Origin of the sequence: Streptomyces sp. NPDC048291 (genome assembly GCF_043201715.1) — a bacterium.
In the GTDB taxonomy this organism is placed as follows: domain Bacteria; phylum Actinomycetota; class Actinomycetes; order Streptomycetales; family Streptomycetaceae; genus Streptomyces.
In genome coordinates this window covers 45,894-66,627 of sequence record NZ_JBICZC010000010.1, presented here as the reverse complement: position 1 = coordinate 66,627, position 20,734 = coordinate 45,894, and the positions used below count along the sequence as shown (strand labels likewise).

Below are 20,734 nucleotides of genomic sequence, written 5' to 3'. Positions count from 1 at the left end.
ACCCGTCCCCTTCCCGTACGAACGAATGCCCGGCTGGGAGCCGTGAACCTCACCATCACCACCGTGGACGCCACGGACGGACAGCGCCGCGACCACCAGGTCCGGCTGCCCTCGAACGCCACCGTCGGCGATCTCGCCGCCGCCCTGAGCCAGGACGAGGCCGCCGCGACCGGCGGCGCGGACTGGGCGGCGGCCGGTGCGCCGCGGGCCCGGAACCTCTACGCCGGTGACCACCGGCTCGATCCCGGCGCGCCGGTGTCCGGCAGCGGGATCCGGGACGGCGGTCTTGTCGGGCTCGGCGGCCCGGCCCGCCCGGCCGACCTGGTCCGGATCCAGGACCACGACGGGCGGGACGGGGTCCTCGCCGAGGTACACCTCGTCTCCGGGCCCGGCGCCGGGCGCACCTGGCGGCTCGGCCCCGGCAGCCACGAGATCGGCACCGACCCGCTGTGCGCCCTGCGCCTGGACGCCGCCGACGGCGTGCCGGAGAACGGGCTGTGGGTGACCGTCGGCGCGGACGGCACCGCGGCCTGGCAGCGCATCGACAGCGACCCCGAGGCCGCCGTGCGGGCCCGGCTCGCCTCGCCGCCGCCCGACGACGCCATCACCCAGCTGCGCCGCCCCCGCCCGCAGCCGCCCCGCGAACGCCCGGCGGGTCCCGGCCCGGTGCCGTGGCCGGCCGGTGAGGACCTGACGGTGGGTCCGGTACTGCTGCGGATGACCGGGCCGGTGGAGCCGGACGCCGCCGTCACAGAATCCGCCGACGGCTACGGCGTGGACTACAACCGGCCGCCGCGGATCGCCCCGCACCTGGACGCCGAGCGGGTCCGGCTGCCGCAGCCGCCGTCGCCGCCGCAGAAGCGGCCGTTCCCGACCGTGATGATGATCTCCCCGATCGTCCTCGGCCTGTTCATGGTCAGCATCTTCAAGTCGTACTACTTCCTGGTGTTCCTGTTCCTCAGCCCGATGATGATGCTGTCGAACTGGGCGACCGGCCGGCGGGCCGCCCGCAAGCAGTTCCTGGAGTCGGAGGCGGCCTACGAGCGGCGCCGTGACGTCCTGGAGGAGCAGGTCCGGGACGCGGTGGTGGGCGAGCGGCGGGTCCGGGACAAGACCGGCCCTGACCCGGCGTCGGTGGCCCTGATCGCGACCGGTCCCGGCGGCCGGCTCTGGGAGCGGCGGCGCCGTGACCCGGACCATCTGGTGCTGCGCCTGGGCACGGTGGACCAGCCGTCGGTGCGGGAGCTGGAGGATCCGGCGCGGGACGAGAACCACCGCTCGATCCGCTGGAACATCCCCGACACGCCGATCGGCGTCGACATCACCGCGCACGGCGTGGTGGGCGTCGCGGGTCCGGCCGCCGAGGTGCAGCCGCTGGCCCGCTGGCTGGTGGCGCAGGCCGGTGTCCTGCACAGCCCGCGCGACCTGCGGATCGTCGTGCTGACCGAGCCGGACCGGGTCGCGGACTGGGCGTGGACGCGCTGGCTGCCGCATCTGCGGCCCGGTACGGCCGGTGGTCCCGTGGTGCTGATCGGCAACGACCCGGAGTCCACGTCCGCCCGGATCAGCGAGCTGGTCTCCCAGGTGCAGTCGCGCCGCCGGCAGGCCGGCAACGAACGGGACGTGGTCTTCGCCGATCCCGACGTGCTGGTGATCGCGGACGGGGCACGGCGGCTGCGGGACGTGCCCGGCATGGTGCAGGTGCTGAAGGAAGGGCCACAGGTGCGGATCTTCAGCATCTGCCTGGACGAGCAGGAGCGGCTGCTGCCCGAGGAGAGCACGGGTGTCGTGCTCGCCGCCGACGGCCGGCTGACCGTACGGCGGCCCGGTGCGCCGGACCTGCCCGCGGTGCGCGCCGACCGGGTCTCCCCCGAGTGGTGCGAGCAGCTGGCCCGCGCGCTGGCCCCGATCCGGGACGTCAGCCCCGAGCACGACGCCGGACTGCCGCAGCGGGTGCGGCTGTTGGACCTCCTCGACCAGGAGCCGCCCAACGCGCAGGCCCTGCTGAACCGCTGGCAGGCCGACCCCGCCTCCACGTCCTTCCTCATCGGCACCGGCTTCGACGGGCCGCTCTCCCTGGACCTGGTGCAGGACGGCCCGCACGGCCTGGTCGCCGGTACGACGGGTTCCGGCAAGTCGGAGCTGCTGCAGACGTTCGTGGCCTCCCTGGCCGCCGCCAACCGGCCCGACGAACTCACCTTCGTGCTGGTCGACTACAAGGGCGGCAGCGCGTTCAAGGAGTGCGCCGGCCTGCCGCACACCCTCGGCATGGTCACCGACCTCGACGCCCACCTCGTGGAGCGGGCCCTGGAGTCGCTCGGTGCCGAACTGCGGCGCCGGGAGCAGGTGCTGGCCGCAGCCGACGCCAAGGACCACCCGGAGTACCGGGCCAAGCGGGCCGCCGATCCGTCGCTGGCCCCGCTGCCCCGACTGCTGCTGGTGATCGACGAGTTCGCCACCCTGGTCCGTGAAGTCCCGGACTTCGTGCCCGGGTTGATCAGCATCGCGCAGCGCGGCCGTTCGCTCGGCATCCACCTGATCCTGGCCACGCAGCGCCCGGCCGGTGTGGTCACCGGTGACATCCGCGCCAACACCAACCTGCGGATCGCGCTGCGGGTCACCGACATGACCGAGAGCCAGGACATCATCGACGTCAAGGACGCCGTCGACATCTCCTCCGGCACCCCCGGGCGGGCCCTGGTCCGGCGCGGGCCGAAGCGGGCCGACCCGTTCCAGACCGCCTGGGTGGGCGCCGAGCGGCCCCGGGAGACCCCCGCCGCCGCGGCCGAGCCGGAGGCAGGTCCCCGCAAGCCGGTGCGCGCGGTGGACGTGGGCTGGGACGCGCTCGGCCGCCCCGCCGAACTCCCCGCCGACACGCGGACGGTGACCACCGCCGCCGCGCAGGGCCCGGCCCCGACCGACCTCCAGGTGCTCGTCGAGGAGATCCGCACCGCGGCCGACCTGCTGGACGACTTCACCCCGCAGCCCAGCCCCTGGCTGCCCCCGCTCCGGCGCGAGCTGACCCTGGACGACCTGGACGAGCTCGGCGCCACCCGCGAGGGCCGGCTGGTGATCCCGTACGCCCTGGAGGACGTGCCGCAGCTCCAGCAGCGCCGCGTCGCCGTGGCCGACCTGGCCACCTTCGGGCACCTGTACGTGATCGGCGCCCCGCGCTCGGGCCGTACCCAGGTGCTGCGGACCATCGCCGGGTCGGCGGCGCGCGCGGCGAGCACCGCCGACGTGCACATCTACGGCATCGACGCGGGCGGCGGCGGGCTCACCGCGCTCGGTGCGCTGCCGCACTGCGGTGGCGTGGTCTCCCGGCACGACCTGGAGCGGCTGGGCCGGATGCTGCACCGCCTGAACCGGGAACTGACCGAGCGGCAGGACCTGGCGCAGACGCACAGCGCGACCGGCATCGCCGAGCTGCGCAAGCTGCTGCCGAAGGCCCAGCGGCCCGCGCACATCATGCTGTTCATCGACGGCTGGGACTCGCTCTCGGTCATCATCGACGAGCATGACCACGGCCAGCTGGTGCAGGAGGTGACCCGGCTCATCCGCGAGGGTGCCGCCGCCGGCATCCATGTCGTCGCGACCTCCGAACGCTCCCTGCTGGGCGGGCGGATGGCCGCGCACAACGACCACAAGCTGCTGCTGCGGCAGGGCGACCGCAGCGACTACCAGGCGGTCGGCATGATGCCGAACAAGATCCCCGCCGACATCCCGCCGGGCCGGGGCTGGCACGTCCTCAGCGGCACCGAGACCCAGGTGGCGCAGCTGGCGGCCGGCGGCGGCACCGAGCAGGCGGAGGCGCTGCGCGCGATCGGCGAGGCCGCCCGCAAGCGGGACGCGCAGGTCCCGGACGCCCGGCGGCCGTTCCAGGTCGCGGTGCTGCCGCGCTCGGTGGAGTTCGCCGAGGCCTACGAGAAGGTCGCGCGGAGCGACCGGCGGCCGATGTGGGGACTGCTCGGCGTCGGCGGCGACGAGGGCGGCCCCGTCGGCACGGACCTGGCGGGTTCCGCCTCGGCGTTCGGCGTGTTCGGCCCGGCCGGGTCGGGGCGCAGCAACGCCCTCGCGTCGATCGCGGTGTCCCTGCTGGCCGGCGGTACCTCGCTGGTCGTGCTCACCCCGCGCGAGTCGCCGCTGCGTGCCCTGGAGCGGCATGCCACGGCCACCGTGCTCACCGAGAACGACCCGTCGGCGGACACCGTGCAGGCGGCGCTCGACGCGCTGCCGGGGCCGAAGGCGGTGGTGATCGACGACGCCGACCTGCTCACCGGCTCGGCGGCGGACAAGCTCCTCAAGGAGATCGCCGTCTCGGGCCGCGACCGGGGCCTGGGTCTGGTCTACGCGGCTTCGGCGGAGGGCTTCCAGAGCGGGATGAGCGGCTGGACGCTCGCGGCCCGGCGGGCCCGGCGCGGGCTGCTGCTGGCGCCGAAGAACCTCACCGAGGGCGACCTGGTCGGCGTACGGCTGATGCCGAGCGTGGTCCGGGCGACGACGCACCCGGGCCGGGCGTGGACGGCCGGTCCGGGTGGTGGGCTGCTCGCCCTCCAGGTGCCGCTCACCCCGCTGCGGGCCTGACCCCCGCCGCACGGCACGAGAAGGGGCCTTCCCGGACTTCCCGGGAAGGCCCCTTCTGGCGTACGGGTATTACGGGTATTACGGGTGTTACGAGTTGTTCTGCAGGCTGCTGCTGATGCCCTGGTCGAACTGGATGGCGTTCTCCTTGATGCCGTTGAACATCTCGGAGAAGTCGTTGATGCCCTTCACGGCGGCCAGCAGGCTGGTGTCGAAGTTGTTGTAGGTCGTGCGGATGACCTCGCTGGACTGCTGGAAGACCATGCCGTCGTCGACGAGGGTGTTGACCCGGTTGCGCAGGTTGCTGAGCACCGGCAGCAGGTTCTCGTGGGCGTCGTGCAGCAGGCTCACGACCTCCTCGATCTTGTGGTAGTCGAGGTTGATGCCGTTGTAGCTGGCCATGGGGTTCCTGTCCGTTCCTGTTGGGTCGTCAGTCGTCAGTCGTCGTCATCGGTGGTGCCACCCACCTGCTGCCAGTCCGGCTGGTTGCCGTTGGCGTCCTTGGGACCACGGGTGTACTGGGTGGTGTCGCCGTCACTGCCGGTGGTCACCATCGTGCCGCTGCCGTCGGAGTTGAGGTTGGTCTCCGAGTGCACGGTGCTGCCGTCCGGGTACGAGGTGTCCGTGGTGTAGTGGTTGCCGTCGCTGGAGTAGTTGGTGACCGAGGTGTACGTCTTGCCGTCGTAGGTGACGGTCGACTCCTCCTTGATCACGTGGTGCTGGTCGTCGAGCGTGAGATGCGTGTGGACGCTGCCGCGGTCGGTGGTGATCGTCTGGTCCAGCGGCGGGTCGCCGGGGTCGGTGGCGGAGCAGAAGTCCGGCATCGTGCCGTCAGGGCCCGGCACGCACTGGTCGAGGTGGGACTGCTTGTAGTCCCACAGTTCCTTGTCCCGGAAGTAGTTCTGCAGGCCGAGGTTGCTGCCTGTGATGCCCATGCCCTGGGCGAGTTCGGAGTCGAACGACAGGAACGCCTCGCCCACCGAGCCGAAGGCGCCCGCCAGTTCCTTGAGGCCCTTGTCCGCGTGGGACATGGTGCTGCTGGCGTTGGAGTAGAAGCCCGAGAGCGCGTCGGCCAGGGACTGGTCGCCGAGGACCGTCAGGGCCTCGCCGGAGGTGTATCCGTCGTAGTCCGTCTGGCCCAGCCGGGAGAACGTGCTGTTGTCGAGAAGCGGACCGATGTCGCCGGCCAGGTTCTCCAGGTCCCGTTTGGCGTCGTTGAGCACGTTGTATTCGATTTTCAGGCCATCGGCCATGCGTGGGCCTCCCAGTCGTGACTCCGGTCAGTTGGACCACGCCGCACGCGCCCCGCCGGTTCACCCGGTACGGCGGCTGTAACCCAGGTCACGTGAACCGCATGGATGGCTGTGGCGTGGTCAGTTGGGGAGTCGACCGCCCCGAGCCCCGCAGCTTCCGGGAGGAACCCGTATGCCACGCCCGACCGACTGGAACGCGATCGGGCTGGACAGCGACCCCACTCCGGGTGAGCCGGACCAGATCCGGACGCTGTCCACCGAGCTCAACCACCTGGGTTCCGAGGCCCGGCGCATCAGCACGGCGATCGACGCGGTGATGAACACCGCCGGTGACAGCGTCTTCGTCGGCGAGGCCGCGGACGCCCTGCGCGGCAAGGTCAACGACCGGCTGCGCGGGCACATCGAGGACGTGGCGCAGTCCTTCGAGAGCGCGGCGACGGCGCTGAGCACCTGGGCGGACAAGCTGGTCGACCTCCAGTCCCGGGCCGACGGCGCGCTCAACTCGGGCCGCGGTCTCTCCGAGGACGACCCGGACCGGGAGACCTACGCCGCCACGGCCCGGCAGGCCGGCACCGAGCACGGCGAGGGTGCCTCCGCCGCGGCGGGCAGCATCTCGGGCGTCTCCAACATCCAGCTGCCGATCTCGGAGTGCCAGATCTTCTGGGAGGCGTTCCAGTGGCTGGCGATCATCCTGATCGTGCCGGCGCTGATCTTCGGCGGCCCGATCGCGCTGCTCGCCCTCGGCGTCAACCTGACCCTGTTCATCAAGACGATCGTCGACTTCGCCAACGGCAACGCCAGCTTCCTCGACCTCTTCCTCGCCGGACTGGGCATCCTGGCGCCCACCACCAAGGCGCTGCCGATCTTCCAGATCATCAAGAGCGTCGGTACGACGGCCTTCGCGAAGGGCTTCGCCAACATCGCCCGGGGCACCTTCCAGGCCCTGCGCAACCTGTTCACCAACGGCTTCCGCCCCACCACCCTGCTGCTCGGCCTCAAGGACCTGGTGCGGCTCGGCAGCACCTGGGTCTTCAAGGGCGGCCTGTGGGTGCTGGACGGCATCCACAACCTGCCCAACGTCATCAGCCACGGGGTCAACTCCCTCGGCCTGACGGTCGTGCAGGGCTTCAAGGCGATCCCCGGGTTCGTGCGCGGGCTGCCGGAGACGCTCTCCCGGGGCTGGCAGGCGACCAAGACCTGGGTGGGCCAGGAGTTCGGCGGCACCAAGTGGCTGCGGATCCTCCTGCCGGTGGACGCGGCGGAGATCGGCGAGTACGGCTTCGCGCGCGCCCTGCGGATCAGCCTCTTCGACCGCGGTGTGCTCGGCCGGCACGTCTTCGGCGCCCCGATCACCAGCGGCATCGGCCGTACGATCAGCTCGGTCCCGGTCGACCCGCGCACCGTCGACGCCCTGGTCGACATGCCCCGCATCCAGCTGAACGAGGTGCGGTTCGGGGCGGGTTCGGGGCCGGGCGGCATCCGCAACCTCGACCTGAACATCCCGAGCACGCATCTGGACGTCACCTCGACGCTGCGTCCGCCGTCGCTGAACCTGGGTGACGTGGGCGCGATCGCCCACCGCGGCAACTTCGGCGTCCACGCGGCGCGCACGGTGGACGCGCTGGTCGACATGCCGCATGTGCAGCTGGGCACCGTGCGCGTGGAGAACTTCGGGGCGCTGGGCGGCCATTCGGAGCTCGGGGTGAGCGCCGGCGCCACACCGACCGTCACCACCGCGTCCGGCCTGCACGTACCCGCCTCCGCCGGTGTCCCGGGCGCCACCCACGGCATCACCAACAGCCCGGTCACCGCCGTCTCCGGGGGCGCCCACACCACGCTCACCGGGCTGCCCCCGGCGCCCGCGAACCTCACCTCGCACGCGGACGTGCTGCTGCCGGGCGGCGCGCACAACGCCACCCATGTGCCGGGCAGCACCGTCCTCACCGGCACCCACTCCGCGCCGCCGCCGGTCGCGGCCACACTCGGCGACCTGTCGACCGCCAACCCGACCGCGGGCACCCTGCACTCCGCGTTCACCGGCACCCCGGGCGTGGGCACCGTGCACGCGCCGGGCACCCCGGGCATCGGCGCCGCCCCCACCACGCTGACCGGCACGCCGGGCACGAACATCGCCCACAGGGCGCTCGACTCGGCCCCGGCGCCCGGCGCCCCGCACGACGTGACGGCGCCGCACAGCCTGCTCACCGGCCCCACGACCGTCGCCCACCCCTCGCCGGCCGGCCTCGGGCACGGCGGGCCGGGCCATGTCGACACCGGGGTCTCGGCCTTCGACCTGCTCGCCGGCACCCGCCACAACACCCCGCACTCCCCGGTGTCGCCCGGCACCGGCGACGCCCTCGCCGACCGCACCACCAGCGCCCTCAACGCCAACCAGACCCGCCTCCACCTCGACGAACTCGTCCACCAGCCGGGCTCCCCACGCCCCGGCAGCCCGGCGGAGCGGCTGCCGCACGGCTCGCCGTCCCCGGCGCCGGGGACGCCGGACCGGCTCACGATCCCCCCGGTCTCCCCGGACCGGCTGACGACGAGCCCGGCGAACCCGATCACCTCCGACCGGCTCACCGTCACCGCCGGCCCCCACCAGCCGGCTCCCGGGCCCGTCGGCGGCTCCGGGCGCCCGGGCACCGGCGGCGACCACAGCCGCTCGGCCCTCGACCTCGTCGACACCGGCCGCAGCGCCCGCGCCACCGACAGCCCCGCCTTCGCGGGCACGCCCGCCCACACCGACGCCGACAAGGGCCTGGCCGGCTCGGCCACCGGCACGTCCGGGCACGCTCCGGAGCACCTGCCGGAGCGGGGCGCCGGATCCTCGGCCCCGCCCTCCACCTCCGCCTCGTCCTCGTCCTCGGCGGGCAAGTACAAGCTGCAGTTCGACGAGTCCGTCCTCGGCCACGTCGGGAACGACTTCGACGGGGTCAAGGTCGTCACCGACAGGACGAGCGCCCCCTACCTGAGCGGGGCGAGCGTCGACTTCGCGGACACGGTCGAGAAACAGGGCTTCACGATCGACATGCCGTCCGGCTCCGCCGGCCACGGCGGCGACGCCTTCGACGCCGCGCCGGCCGCCGCCCACTCCGACGGCCTCGACCAGCTCCTGAAGGACCCCGACATCGTCCGGGTGCCCGGCGACCACCCGCCGGCGGTCCAGGCCCCGCACGGCGGCACGCCCGAACTCCACGGGGGCACGGTCAGTTCCCTGCCGACCCCGACGTCCTGGGGCAAGGAGCTGCCGGGGCGGGGACCGCGGCTCACGCCGGCCCAGATCGAGGAGGCCTGGTTCCGGGACGGGCAGCGCGTCGACGCGTTGTTCGGCCACGCGGACGACCCGCTGCGGCAGGCCCGTCGCGAGGCCTGGCGGGACCACGTCCAGGCGCGCTACGACCTGGGCCGGGCCGAGGACCTGCTGCCGCACAACGGCCACGCGGGCAGCTCCAAGGGCCCGACCGCCGCCGAGATCCACGCCCGCGAGAACGTCGACACCGCCCGGCAGCAGTACGACGCCACCCACGGGCGGCTGGCCGAGCTCGGCATCGATCCGGTGCGGATGGAGGCCCAGCTCTCCGACCTGCGTCAGCTCAGCCTGAACGAGCGGCCCCGCGCGCTCGGCGGCACGTCCCTGCCCGCCGACGACGCGACTCCCCCGCCCGCGCACTCCGCTCCGGGCCTCCACAGTGAGACGGAGGCCGCCGCCCCGCTGACGCCTCCGCAGCAGCTGTCCAAGTCCCTCGGCGAGCACACCGAGGCCCAGCGCGGCGTGCAGCAGGCCGAGAACAACCTCGCCAACGCCGGTGCCAACCAGCGCCCGGCCATGCAGGCGGCCCTGGACAAGGCGAACGACGAGGCGTCCCGGATCGCGGTCCGCCTGGACGAGGACATGACGCAGGCGCTGACCGACGGCCGGCTCTCCCAGCGTGACCTCAACCTGCTGGTCGACCAGTTCGCCGGCGCCGGTGACATCCAGCGGGCCCTGCGGTTCCAGCGGCACGCCCTGAGTCTGGACGCCCAGGCCCGGCACGCGCCCGAGACCGCCGGCGCGGACCATTTCATCAAGACCGGCAAGGAGATCGAGCAGCAGTCGCTCGAACTGCGCGGGCTCACCCAGCGGCTGGAGAACCTGGTCACGTCGGGCAAGAAGGCCCCGCTGGAGCTCCAGGGCCTCGCCCGGACCCTCGACAAGGCGGCCGACGACCTCGACGCCTCCCTCAAGGGTTTCGTCAAGGACGCCGCCGGGCTGGGCGGTGTCTACACCCTCCGCAACGAACACTCCCCCGTCTCCACCGTGGCCCACGAGCTCGCCAGGAAGGTCGACGACGCCGTCAAGGCCGCGAGGCCCGGCGACTCCATCGCCCTGAAGGGCTTCCACGGCACGGAGTTCTCGATCTCCCGCCTCCAGCGCGACATGCCGGAGGTCGCCCGCCACCTTCGCAGCAACAAGGCGTACGCCGAGGTGCACACCGGGAACCAGTGGAGGGCCGAACTGCCCGGCTCGCAGGAGCAGTGGAAGAAGGTCTTCCCCGAGTTCGAGGACTTCGAGAAGCTCTCCGACGCGCAGAAGACGCACTTCGTGCAGGAGCTGTCCGAACGCAACATCACGCAGCTCCGCCAGGACGTCCGCGAGGTGCTGGACAGCCTGCCGCCGGCGGAGCGCGCACAGTTCGAGAAGCTGCTGACCAGCCTGGAGAACCTGCCCTACCGCGTCAAGCACGCGACGCCCGCCTACCACGCCATCGCCAACAGCGGTGTGATGTCCTCGCAGGGCGACCTGACCCGACGGGGCATCAGGTTCATGGCCTCCGGCAAGAGTTCGGGGAAGAACACCTCCAACCTCGGCAACGACGACTTCGTCTTCTTCCGGATGGAGGCCGGCGACAAGCCGATGGCGACCCGGTACGGGCCGACCACCCTCGTCTTCGACGCCAAGGTCCTTGAGGAGCGGGGCGGTTGGGTGTCGCTGCACGACCAGCTGCACCCGCTGGACCGCGAGGCGATGCGTGACCTGAAGTTCGGCGAGGACACCGTCCGCAGCGCCAAGTACGACGACGGTTTCGAGGAGATGGGCAAGCGGGCCCGCTGGACGTACGAGTATCCGGGCGGCGCCGAGTCCAGCACGGTCTCCTTCGAACAGGAGGTCTTCCACGGCGCGCACGTCCAGGAGGCGCTGGCCCTGTCCGTGGTGCGTGAGGTGCACCGGATCGGCGGCGGATTCAAGGACGACGTCCTCAAACTCGTCCAGGGTCCGGTCGACGTGGAGAAGATGGGCGCGGTCGTCTCCAAGCTGTACCGGCCCGAGGCCAAGTTCGGCTCCGGGCTGCCGATCAACCCGTTCTCCAGCCAGGTCGAGTCCCGGTGGCCGAAGCCGCTCCAGGTCCACGACGCGGAGGGAGACGGTCGCTATCTCGCCGACGGCACGGTGGACCCGGCCGCGCGGGCCGCGGGCAAGGCGTTCGACGAGGCGTCCGACAAGGTGCGCCAGGCCGACAACGCCGTCTCCAGCGGCAACAGGAAGGCGCAGCGCTACAACCTCAACAAGGCGCAGCCCCTGGCCGAACAGGCGGTCAAACTGACCCAGGAGTTCCACGACATCGCCCAGGGCGCCCGCAAGGACATGGCGAAGGGGCTGCTCGACGAGCGGACGAAACTCCTCGACGACATCAACGGTCGTATCGGCGCCCTCAAGGGCCAGCCCGACACCGACGCGGTGAAGACACAGCCGAGGCCTGGCCGGAGCCAGGGCGCCGCGGCCTCCTCGTCGGCCGCCCCGATGAACGGCCCCAACCTCAACGCGCTGCCGCAGGCGGCCGAGAACGCGCTGAACGCGGTAACGGGAATCACCGACCATATGAAGAAGATGGTCCGCGCACTCGCCAACTCGGACGGCTTCCGGGCCCTCCCGGACTCCAGGGTCGGCGCGCAGACCACGGCGGCCGTGGACCTGGGCAGGACCGCCTTCGGCAAGGCGTTCAAGAACCTCGCCGGCGAAGGGCTGGTCCGCGGTGACGCCGACGGCCTCCACCTCACGGACAAGGGCCGCGCGCTGTTCCTGCCGCCGGGCGCGGAGACCAGGACGTCGGCGCCGTCCGTGTCCGCTGCGACCGACGTCCACTCGGCCCCGGCCCACGCCCGACCCCAGCTTCCCCACAGCCGGTCGGGCCCCGACACCAAGGCCCCCGCCCTCACCGACGACGGCTTCCCGACCCACAGCCCGGACACCACCCTCCCGGCGCCGCACGACCTCGACACCGGCTCGCCGGCGCCGCACCACACCGGCACGGACACCCTGTCCCCGGCACCCCACGACCTGGACGTCAAGTCCCCGGCGCCGCACGGCACCGACACGCAATCGCCGGCACCGCATCCCGTCGACGCTGAGGCGGCCCCGCCGCCGGTCAAGGAGGGCGACACCACCGTCTCGCACTCCTCGGACCACGCCGCCGCCGCGCATCCCCTCGACGCGAAGAGCGCGCCGCAGCACCTCTCCGACACCACGACAGCGCACCTCGCGGACACCGACACGCGCACACCCCGCCTCGCGGACACCGACACCACCCCGCCCCACCCCACCGAAACCGACAAGGCCGCGACGCACCTCGACGACGTCCACCCGGCCGGGCCCCACCACGGCGACGGCGGCGACTTCTCCCCGGTGCCCCCGCGGGACGGCACCCGGCTCGGTGACTCCGTCCTGGACGACATGCTCGGGCCGCCCCGGCGGACCGGCGACACCACCGGAACGACCGCGCCCGGCACCGCTCACCCGGCCGCGGCCGACCTCCTCGACCGGGCCGCCTTCCGCCGTAGCACGTACCGCGAGAACGGCATCCGCGCCCGCTCGCAGATCCGTTACGTCGACGGTGCTCTCGACGCCTTCCACCGCGTCCCCGCCGACCGGTTGGCTGGGCGGGCCGAGGCCCTCGATAACCTGGCCGAAGCCGCCCAGCGCTTCCTGCGGGACCGCCCGGACTCGGTCCGCAGGGACGGCGTCGCACAGCTGCTGCACCAGGTGCGGGCCGAGGCGGACGCCTACCGGCTGCTCGACGACTTCCGGCGGCTCGGCGGCGACGGGGACGGGCTGGCCGGCCACGTCCGTACCGCGCTCGCCGCCGGCGGCACGACCCCGCACACGCAGACCAGGCTCCAGACGATGCTCGACGGCATGGACCGGTCCGCGCAGGCCCAGCGGCAGAACGACGCCCTGAGCCTGCTGGACGGCACCCCGCCGCCGTTCCGGAGCACCGGTGACACCACCCTCACCGCGCCCACCCACCGGCCCGGGGAGACCCCGTGGGCGCAGGATTCGGCGCGGTTCGACGCGCTGCTGGGCGGTGACGGCCGGCCGTTCCGCGAGGCCTGGGTCGAGCTGTCGTCCGCCCGGGTCGAACTGAACCGGGTCGAGGAGTTGCGCGGCGCCCCGGGCGGAGCCAGTACCTCGCGGGGTGTCAGCGAATTCGACGTGCAGCTGAACCACGAACTGGTCTCCGCCCGGGAGCGGTTCCGTACCGCCTACACGAACCTTGAGGACCTCGGTGTCCGGCCGACCGAGATCGAGGCCCGGATCGGCGAGATCGAGAGGGACGCCACCCGCCGGGGCGCGACGCTCGGCGCGGGCACGCACGACACGCTGCCCGACACCGCCCCGCCCGCGGTCCATCGGGTCGATCTGAACAACTCGGGTGTGAGCGGGCCGAACGGCCTGACCGTAGAGCGGAGCGTGGGCCAGGACGGCACGGTGACGCTGCGGGTGGTCGACCAGCAGTCGCACCCGGACCCGACGCGCACGGTCGTCGCCCGGCCGGACGGCGGTTTCGACGTCCGGAACACACAGTCGGACACCGTCGAGACCTACACCGCGAACGGCGACCGGACGGCCTACGAGATGCCGCTGCGCGGGGCCGACGGCCGGCCGACCGGGCTGCGCCTGCACACGGACATCAACGGCCACGGTACGCGCCAGGCCCTGACCGTGAACGGCCCCGGAGCGGATCGGCTGACCGCGTTCCCGCTGCCCGGCGACGCCGCGCGGATCACCCATCTCGACACCGGCGTCACCCGGCGCGTGGACGCCCTGGGCCTGCGGCTCGACGAGGGCGTCCAGCTCACCGGCCGGGACGGCGTCCCCGCCGGGACCGACCGGGTGCGGGTCACCGACGGCGCCGACGTCCATGTCACCGACCTCGCGGGCGACCGTCTCGACCTGCGGGTGCAGGACCTGGGCGACGGGAACGGCGTCAGGGTCACGGACGAGACGACCGGGGTGTCCGTACGCCACGACGGCCGGGGCCGCCTCCAGGAGACCGGTGTCTCGCTGGCCGATCCGCGGGGCGCGCGCGGGGAGCGGTTCCTGGCCGACGACGGCCCGGGCCGCTTCACGCTGACCGACCCGTCCGGTGCCCGGCAGCCCCAGACGGTCACCGCGCTGCCCGACGGCGCCGGCTTCCGGGTGACCGACGGGACGAGCGGCGCCACCAGCAGGTTCACGGCCGACGGCCGCTACCGGGACACCGGCCTCGCGCTGTTCGACCCGGCGGCGAACGCGCGCGGCGGCCGGGTCGTCGTACCGGACGGCACGGGCGGTCACCGTCTCACCGACGCGGCGGGGCAGCCGCTGCCCGAGCGGGTCGTCGCGGTCGGCGGCAACCGGCCGCGCACGATCCACGACGTCACCGGGGAATCCGTGCTGTACGACGTCCAGGGCCGTCCGGTGAGCACCTCGACCGCGCTGGCGGACCCGGCCGGCGGGCCGCGCGGCGCCCGGTTCGCGGAGCCCGACGGCGTCGGCGGCCACCGTCTCACCGACGCCGACGGCAACCGGCTGCCCGACACCGTCACGGCGCTCCCGGACGACGGCGGTTTCCGCACGGTCCACGACACCGGTCACCGCACCTTCGCGCCCAACGGCGACCTCGCGGGCGACGGGCTGCGGCTGACCGGACGGGACGGTGTACCGGCCGGCCATCTCGACCGGCCGGTCGGCGCGGCTCCGCGCTGGCTGGACGACGCCTTCGCGGCGGACCCGGCGCGGGCGGTCACCCTCGACCCGGCCGGCCGCATCGAGATCGCCCGCCCGGGTGGCGGCCGGCAGGTCTTCGACCAGAACACCGGGCGGTTCGTCCAGGAGACGGTCCAGCTGCCCGGGGGTGGACATCAAACCACCCTGGCCGACGGGACGTTCACCCGGTACGACGGCCAGGGCGCCGTCGCGGCCACCGGCACCCCGCTGCCCGTGGGCCACGGCGGACGCCGCCTCGTCGTGGAGCCGCCGACCGCGCAGCACCCCGGCGCCTGGCTGGAGGACGCGGCGGGCGGCCGGCTCGCGCACTGGGACGCCGTCCGGCGGCCCGACGGCACCACGCGGATCGGGTTCAACGACCTGACCAGCCCGCGGCACGGCGAGTTCGTGCACCTGGCCGCCGACGGCAGCGTGGCCCGGCAGGGCTTCAACGTGCTGGACAACGGGCGGCGGACGGACTACCGGTACGTCGTCGACCACACCACGAACACCTGGGAGCGGACCACCAGGTCCGGTGCGCCGGTGGCGACCGGGTCCTTCCAGCACGGCACCGCCGACCTGTCCGGCGCGGCGGGCGGCCACGTCAAGCTGCTCAGTTCGACCAAGAAGCAGGTGCCGGTCTTCGAGCGCCGGGTGCTGCCCGGTGCCCCGGGAGGTGTGGTCGACTCCTTCCGGCGGACCGACACGATCGACTTCGCCCGCACCAACCCCCGTACCCACTGGGTGCGCTGGGACGACACCGGCACTCCGGTCGGCACGGGCAGCCGGCGCTACGACACGGCGGGTACCGGCTGGCGCGACACCGACGGCTGGGGCCGCACGGTGCGCGAGTACCGCGACGGGCTGCAGAAGTTCAACGGCCGCACCGGCCACACCCTGGGCGTCGACGACGGCAACGGCGCCTGGACCTGGCACCGTTACGACGGCGACGGCAGGGTGATCGCCTCGGGCCCGCGGACCCGGGAGCACGTCGGGAGCGGCTGGACCGACCGCACCGCGGACGGCCGGATCGCCCAGCGGCAGTGGGGCATGGCCGAATGGCCCGAGCGGGCCGGCCAGTACCAGGAACACGCCTTGAACCCGGCCGACGGCTCCCTCCGGGCCACCTGGGAGCGGCACTCCCCGCACGGCAAGGAGGTCGGCAAGCACGAGGCCTTCGGCGACGGCTTCCTGACCACCGACCGCTGGCGCGAGCAGCGCCCGCCCACTCTGGTCCGCACCCGCTGGCTGGCCGGCGCGGAGCACGTCCGGCCGCCGTACGCCCATGTCCGGGCCGACGACACCTACCAGTTGTTCACCTGGACGAAGGAGGCGGGCGACGGTGCCACCACCTCCGGGGTGCGGTACGTCGGGATGGACGGCAGCGCCCTGGACCTGGCGGCCGACGGCACGTTCGCGCGCTTCAGCGGCAAGCTGTACGACGGCACGTCCCTGAAGGTCGGCGATCACGCGGCGCGCCCCGGTCACCCTCCGGCCGACCCGGGCGACCACCCGTGGCAGGCCGGTGACCTGAGGGGTTATCGCCAACCGCTCGCGAACGACGCGGAGGGCAGGCTCTGGCAGGACGTCTACCAGGACGCGGGCGGTGTCACCCGGACCGCCCGCGAGGGCCGCCCGAACGGGGTCGTGCGGGAGTTCACCGGTGACCGCACGTGGGTGGACCGGGATCCGCACGGCAACCTCGTCGGGCAGAGCCACGCCAACCCGGACGGCACCGCCGGGCGGGTGGTCGAGGGCTCCGGCCGCGCCGACTCGGGCCGCTGGACCTGGCGTGAGCTGGACGCCCAGGGCGCCGAACTCGGCAGCGGGCGGCGGGAGTTCTTCCGTGGCTCGAACGACTCGCGGCTGCCCTGGGACGACTCCTACCGGGACTACGACGGCAACGGGAACCTGGTCCGCGAGCGCCGGATGCTGGACTCCGGCCGGTACGTCGACGCCTGGCGGGACAACCAGGGCGACTGGCGCGTCAGTGCCCACGAACGCAACGGCACGCCCGTCGCCGTGGGCAACGGCGAGCAGGTCCGCCGCTGGTGGGACGGCCGTGCCTGGCAGGACCGGTGGACGGACGGCGCCCGCCACTTCCGTGACGAGCTGCGCGTGCCGGGTCAGGCGGCGCCGACCGTGCTGCGCGAGACCCCACTGCACAACGGCGGTCCGCTGCGGGTGCGGGCGTACAGCACGACCGTCACGCAGAACACCCCGGCCGGTTCGGTCTGGAAGGAGTTCGACCACGGCAGTGTGGTGCGGGAGCGCAAGGCCGACGGGGGCGGGTTCCTGGAGACCGACGCCTGGCGCGGCCAGTGGAACCGCTACAGCAGGAACGGCGATCTGATCGGCCAGCGCACCGACAACGGCCTGGTGTTCGAGCGGGACAGCTTCGGCCGGATGCGGCTGACCGGCAACGAGTACGACTTCCGCGGCGCGCTGACCGAGATCCGCGGCTGGGGCCGTACCACCCGTGAGGCCCAGCGCATGCCGTGGTCCGGCACACTGCTGCCGGACGGCGACGCGGCGCTGCGCGAGGCGCGTTACGAGCCGTACTGGCAGTCGGTGGCGAAGAAGGCGGCGCTGGAGTTCGGCCAGGAGTTCATCCTGGAGTTCGGCGCGAACCTGGCCGTCAACGGGATCGTGGCCGCCGTCCAGAACAAGCCGTTCACCGGCAAGGACGCGCTGAAGTCGTTCGCCAACGCGGCGGTCGGCGCGACCGTCAAGACCGGTCTGAGCACGGCGGTGCACGAGAACCGGGCCCTCGGGTTCGAGAAGCTCGGCCAGTTCAAGGCGGGCATCGCCAACGTCGACGGCGGCAAGCCGTGGACCCGCCGTCCGCTCAACCACGACAAGACCTGGGTCAACGAGTGGGCGGGCAACGAGACGCCGACCCGCTGGCGGGGCGGTACGTACGACTTCTCGTTCGGTGTCCTGAGCAGTGCGCTGTCCGGCTGGGTCAACGGCAGCATGAACGCGGCCGTGTGGGGCGTGACCAACGCGGACGGGCAGACGGTGAAGCTGCACGGCGGCGACGCGGTCTGGGAGGGCGGGATCAACGCCGCCGCCTCGGTCACCACGGCGGCCACCACCGGCCTGGTCAAGAACGTGTTCGTGATGAGCGCGGGCAGCCGGCTCTTCCACCGCCAGGGCTTCGCCGACTTCTGGATCCAGCTACCCTTCAAGATCTTCGAGAAGACGATCCAGTCGCTGTACCTGACCAGTACGTATCGTGCGAGCATCAACCCGACGTACTACCAGGCACCGTGACCGGGCAGCGGCGAGCACCGAGGACTGAGGAACGCAGATGACCACCCGTCACACCGTGGCGCCCAAGGGGCAGGGCGGCCGGGGCGCCTACCGGACCATCGGCGAGGCGATACGCGCCGCGTCGCCCGGCGATCTGGTGGTGATCGCCCCCGGCACCTGGACCGAGAGCCTGGTCCTGGACCGCGCGGTCGTGCTCACGGCGGAGCACGGCCGGGGCAGCGTGGTGATCGCGGCGCCGCCCGGTGAGGCGGCCGCGGTGACCGTGGACGGGCCGGACTGCGCCCTGCACAACATCACGGTGTGGGGCTCGGACGCGGGTCTGCCCGCGGTGAGTGTGTCGTCGGGCGCCGGGCTGGTCCTGGAGGAGTGCTCGGTGGAAGGCGGCCGGGTCCAGGTGAAGGGCCCGGAGGACGAGGAGGGCGGCACGACCGCCGTCGTGCTGCGCCGCTGCCGTCTGGAGGGGGCCAGGCTGGCCGGTCTGCACCTGGCGGGCGGTGTCCGGGCCCGCCTGGAGGACACGGCGGTGACCGGCGTCGACGGCACGGGTGTGGTGCTGTCCGGCACCGCGAGCCTGGACGCGGTACGGCTGCGGCTGGAGCGGACGACCGGGTCCGGGATGCGGCTGCGCGGCCGGTCCCGGCTGCGGCTGACCGACTCGGTGCTGGCCGGCAGCGGCCGGGCGGGGCTGCTCCTGGAGGACTCGACGGAGGCCACGGCCGGGGAGTCGCGGATCGAGACGGCCGGGGCGGCGGGGGTGCATCTGACCGGTTCGGCGCGGGCCGAGCTGACCGACTGCCGGATCCGGGGCGCCGCCGCCAGCGGGCTGGTCGTGCAGGAGACCGCGCGGCTGAGCGCCTCGGGGTGTTCGGTGGCCGACGCGGGGGCCAACGGGCTCCTGGTGACGGGCTCGGCCGAGGCCGACCTGGCCGACTGCCGGATCGACCGCAGCGCCTTCAGCGCGGTGCACCTGGCCGGTACGGCCGTCGGGCGGCTCGCCGACTGCCGGGTGCGGGGCGGCTCCGAGCACGGGGTGCACGCCACCGGTGAGGCCCGGATCGAGCTGACCGACTGCGGGATCACCGACGTCGCCATGACCGGGGTCAGTGTCCTGGAGCGGGCGGTGGCCACGCTCACCGGCTGCCGGGTCGCGGGATCCACGGCCGGGATCGGCATCGGCTCCCCCGCCGGCAGCACGGTCGCGGAGACCACGGTGACCGGGACGAAGGAGATCGGCGTGCAGGTCGCCAAGGGCGCCGCCGTCTCCCTCGCCGGGATCCGGATCAGCGGTGCGGGGGCGGCCGGTCTGGTGGTCGACGAGGGCGCCCAGGCGACGGTGGCGGGCGGCCGGGTGGAGGACTGCGCGGGCTCCGGCGCCGTCGTGTGGACCGGTGCCAGGCCCGAGGTGACCGGGCTGCACATCGACCGGCCGGGCAAGAACGGGGTGTTCCTGGCCGAGGGCGCGGGCGGCACGTTCACCGCGGTCGAGGTCACCCGGGCGGGCTTCCCCGCCCTGCATGTCGCCAAGGGCGCCGACCCGGTCTTCCGGCACTGCCGGATCCGGGAGTGCGCGGAGGCGCTGGGCACCGACGAGGGCGCCGAGCCGGTCCTGGAGGACTGCACGGCCGACGGCACCCCGCTGACCTTCGGCACCCCGGCCGCGACCCCGGCCAACGGCAGGCCGGGGGCCGGCTCCTCCGCGTCTTCCGCCGCCAGGACCGCGGACGACTCCGACGAGCCGGAGGAGGAGAACCTGGAGGACCTGCTCGGCGAACTCCACGAACTGGTCGGCCTGGACCGCGTGAAGCAGGACGTCGGCTCCCTGGTCAAGCTGATGCAGACGGTCCGCCGCCGCGAGGAGGCCGGGCTGCCGGCCCCGCCGCTCAGCCGCCACCTGGTGTTCGCCGGCAACCCCGGCACCGGCAAGACCACGGTCGCCCGCCTCTACGGCCGCCTCCTCAAGGCACTCGGCCTGCTCCGCCGGGGCCACCTGATCGAGGTCGACCGGACCGCGCTCGTCGGCGAGTACGTCGGCCACACCGGCCCGAAGACCACCGCCGCCTTCACCCGGGCGCTCGGCGGTGTGCTCTTCATCGACGAGGCCTACTCCCTGGCCCCGGCCTTCGCGGGCAACGACTTCGGCACCGAGGCCGTGGCGACCCTGGTGAAGCTGATGGAGGACCACCGCGACGACGTGGTGGTCATCGCCGCCGGCTACCCCGGCGACATGCACCGCTTCATCGGCTCCAACCCCGGCCTCGCCTCCCGGTTCGGCCGCACCCTGCTCTTCGAGGACTACGAGCCGGGCGAACTGGTGTCGATCGTCGAGTTCCAGGCGGGGCGGCACCGCTACGAACTCACCCCCACGGCCCGCACCGAACTGTTCTCGCTCTTCCAGACGATGCCCCGGGGCGAGGGGTTCGGCAACGGCCGCTCGGCCCGCCAGATCTTCCAGGAGATGACCGAGCGCCAGGCCCAGCGCGTCGCCGAGCTCACCGCCCCGACGGCGGAGCAGCTGATCAGCCTGGAGGCCCACGACCTGCCCCACCCGGCCACGCGCTGACGGCAGGCCTCGTTCCGTACAATTTGAGGCCGAACGAGAGTCGAGAAGGAGCCACCC

The 20,734-nt window shown here is 73.3% G+C and carries 5 protein-coding genes; 3 read left to right on the top strand and 2 right to left on the bottom strand.

The window, feature by feature from the left end; all coding sequences use genetic code 11:
• Window positions 1–42 precede the first annotated feature (42 nt).
• On the top strand, window positions 43–4,584 hold the full coding sequence (locus ACGF5O_RS26680; RefSeq protein WP_393812391.1) for an FtsK/SpoIIIE domain-containing protein: 4,542 nt from the start codon (window positions 43–45) through the stop codon (window positions 4,582–4,584).
• A gap of 87 nt (window positions 4,585–4,671) precedes the next feature.
• Here the strand turns inward: ACGF5O_RS26680 and ACGF5O_RS26675 are convergent, their stop codons facing one another.
• Window positions 4,672–4,983 (bottom strand): hypothetical protein, encoded by a 312-nt coding sequence (locus ACGF5O_RS26675; protein WP_046730425.1) that lies wholly within the window; start codon window positions 4,981–4,983, stop codon window positions 4,672–4,674.
• A gap of 35 nt (window positions 4,984–5,018) precedes the next feature.
• Window positions 5,019–5,834, bottom strand: coding sequence for a hypothetical protein (locus ACGF5O_RS26670; RefSeq protein ID WP_362597034.1), 816 nt, complete (start codon window positions 5,832–5,834; stop codon window positions 5,019–5,021).
• A gap of 172 nt (window positions 5,835–6,006) precedes the next feature.
• Here ACGF5O_RS26670 and ACGF5O_RS26665 point away from each other — a divergent pair, with 172 nt between their 5' ends.
• Together ACGF5O_RS26665 and ACGF5O_RS26660 are read left to right on the top strand one after the other, a co-directional pair.
• Window positions 6,007–18,117, top strand: coding sequence for a hypothetical protein (locus tag ACGF5O_RS26665; protein WP_393812721.1), 12,111 nt, complete (start codon window positions 6,007–6,009; stop codon window positions 18,115–18,117).
• Between the two features lie 37 nt (window positions 18,118–18,154).
• Window positions 18,155–20,677: a right-handed parallel beta-helix repeat-containing protein gene (locus ACGF5O_RS26660; protein ID WP_393812390.1), complete on the top strand. Its 2,523-nt coding sequence runs from the start codon at window positions 18,155–18,157 to the stop codon at window positions 20,675–20,677.
• Window positions 20,678–20,734: the final 57 nt, after the last annotated feature.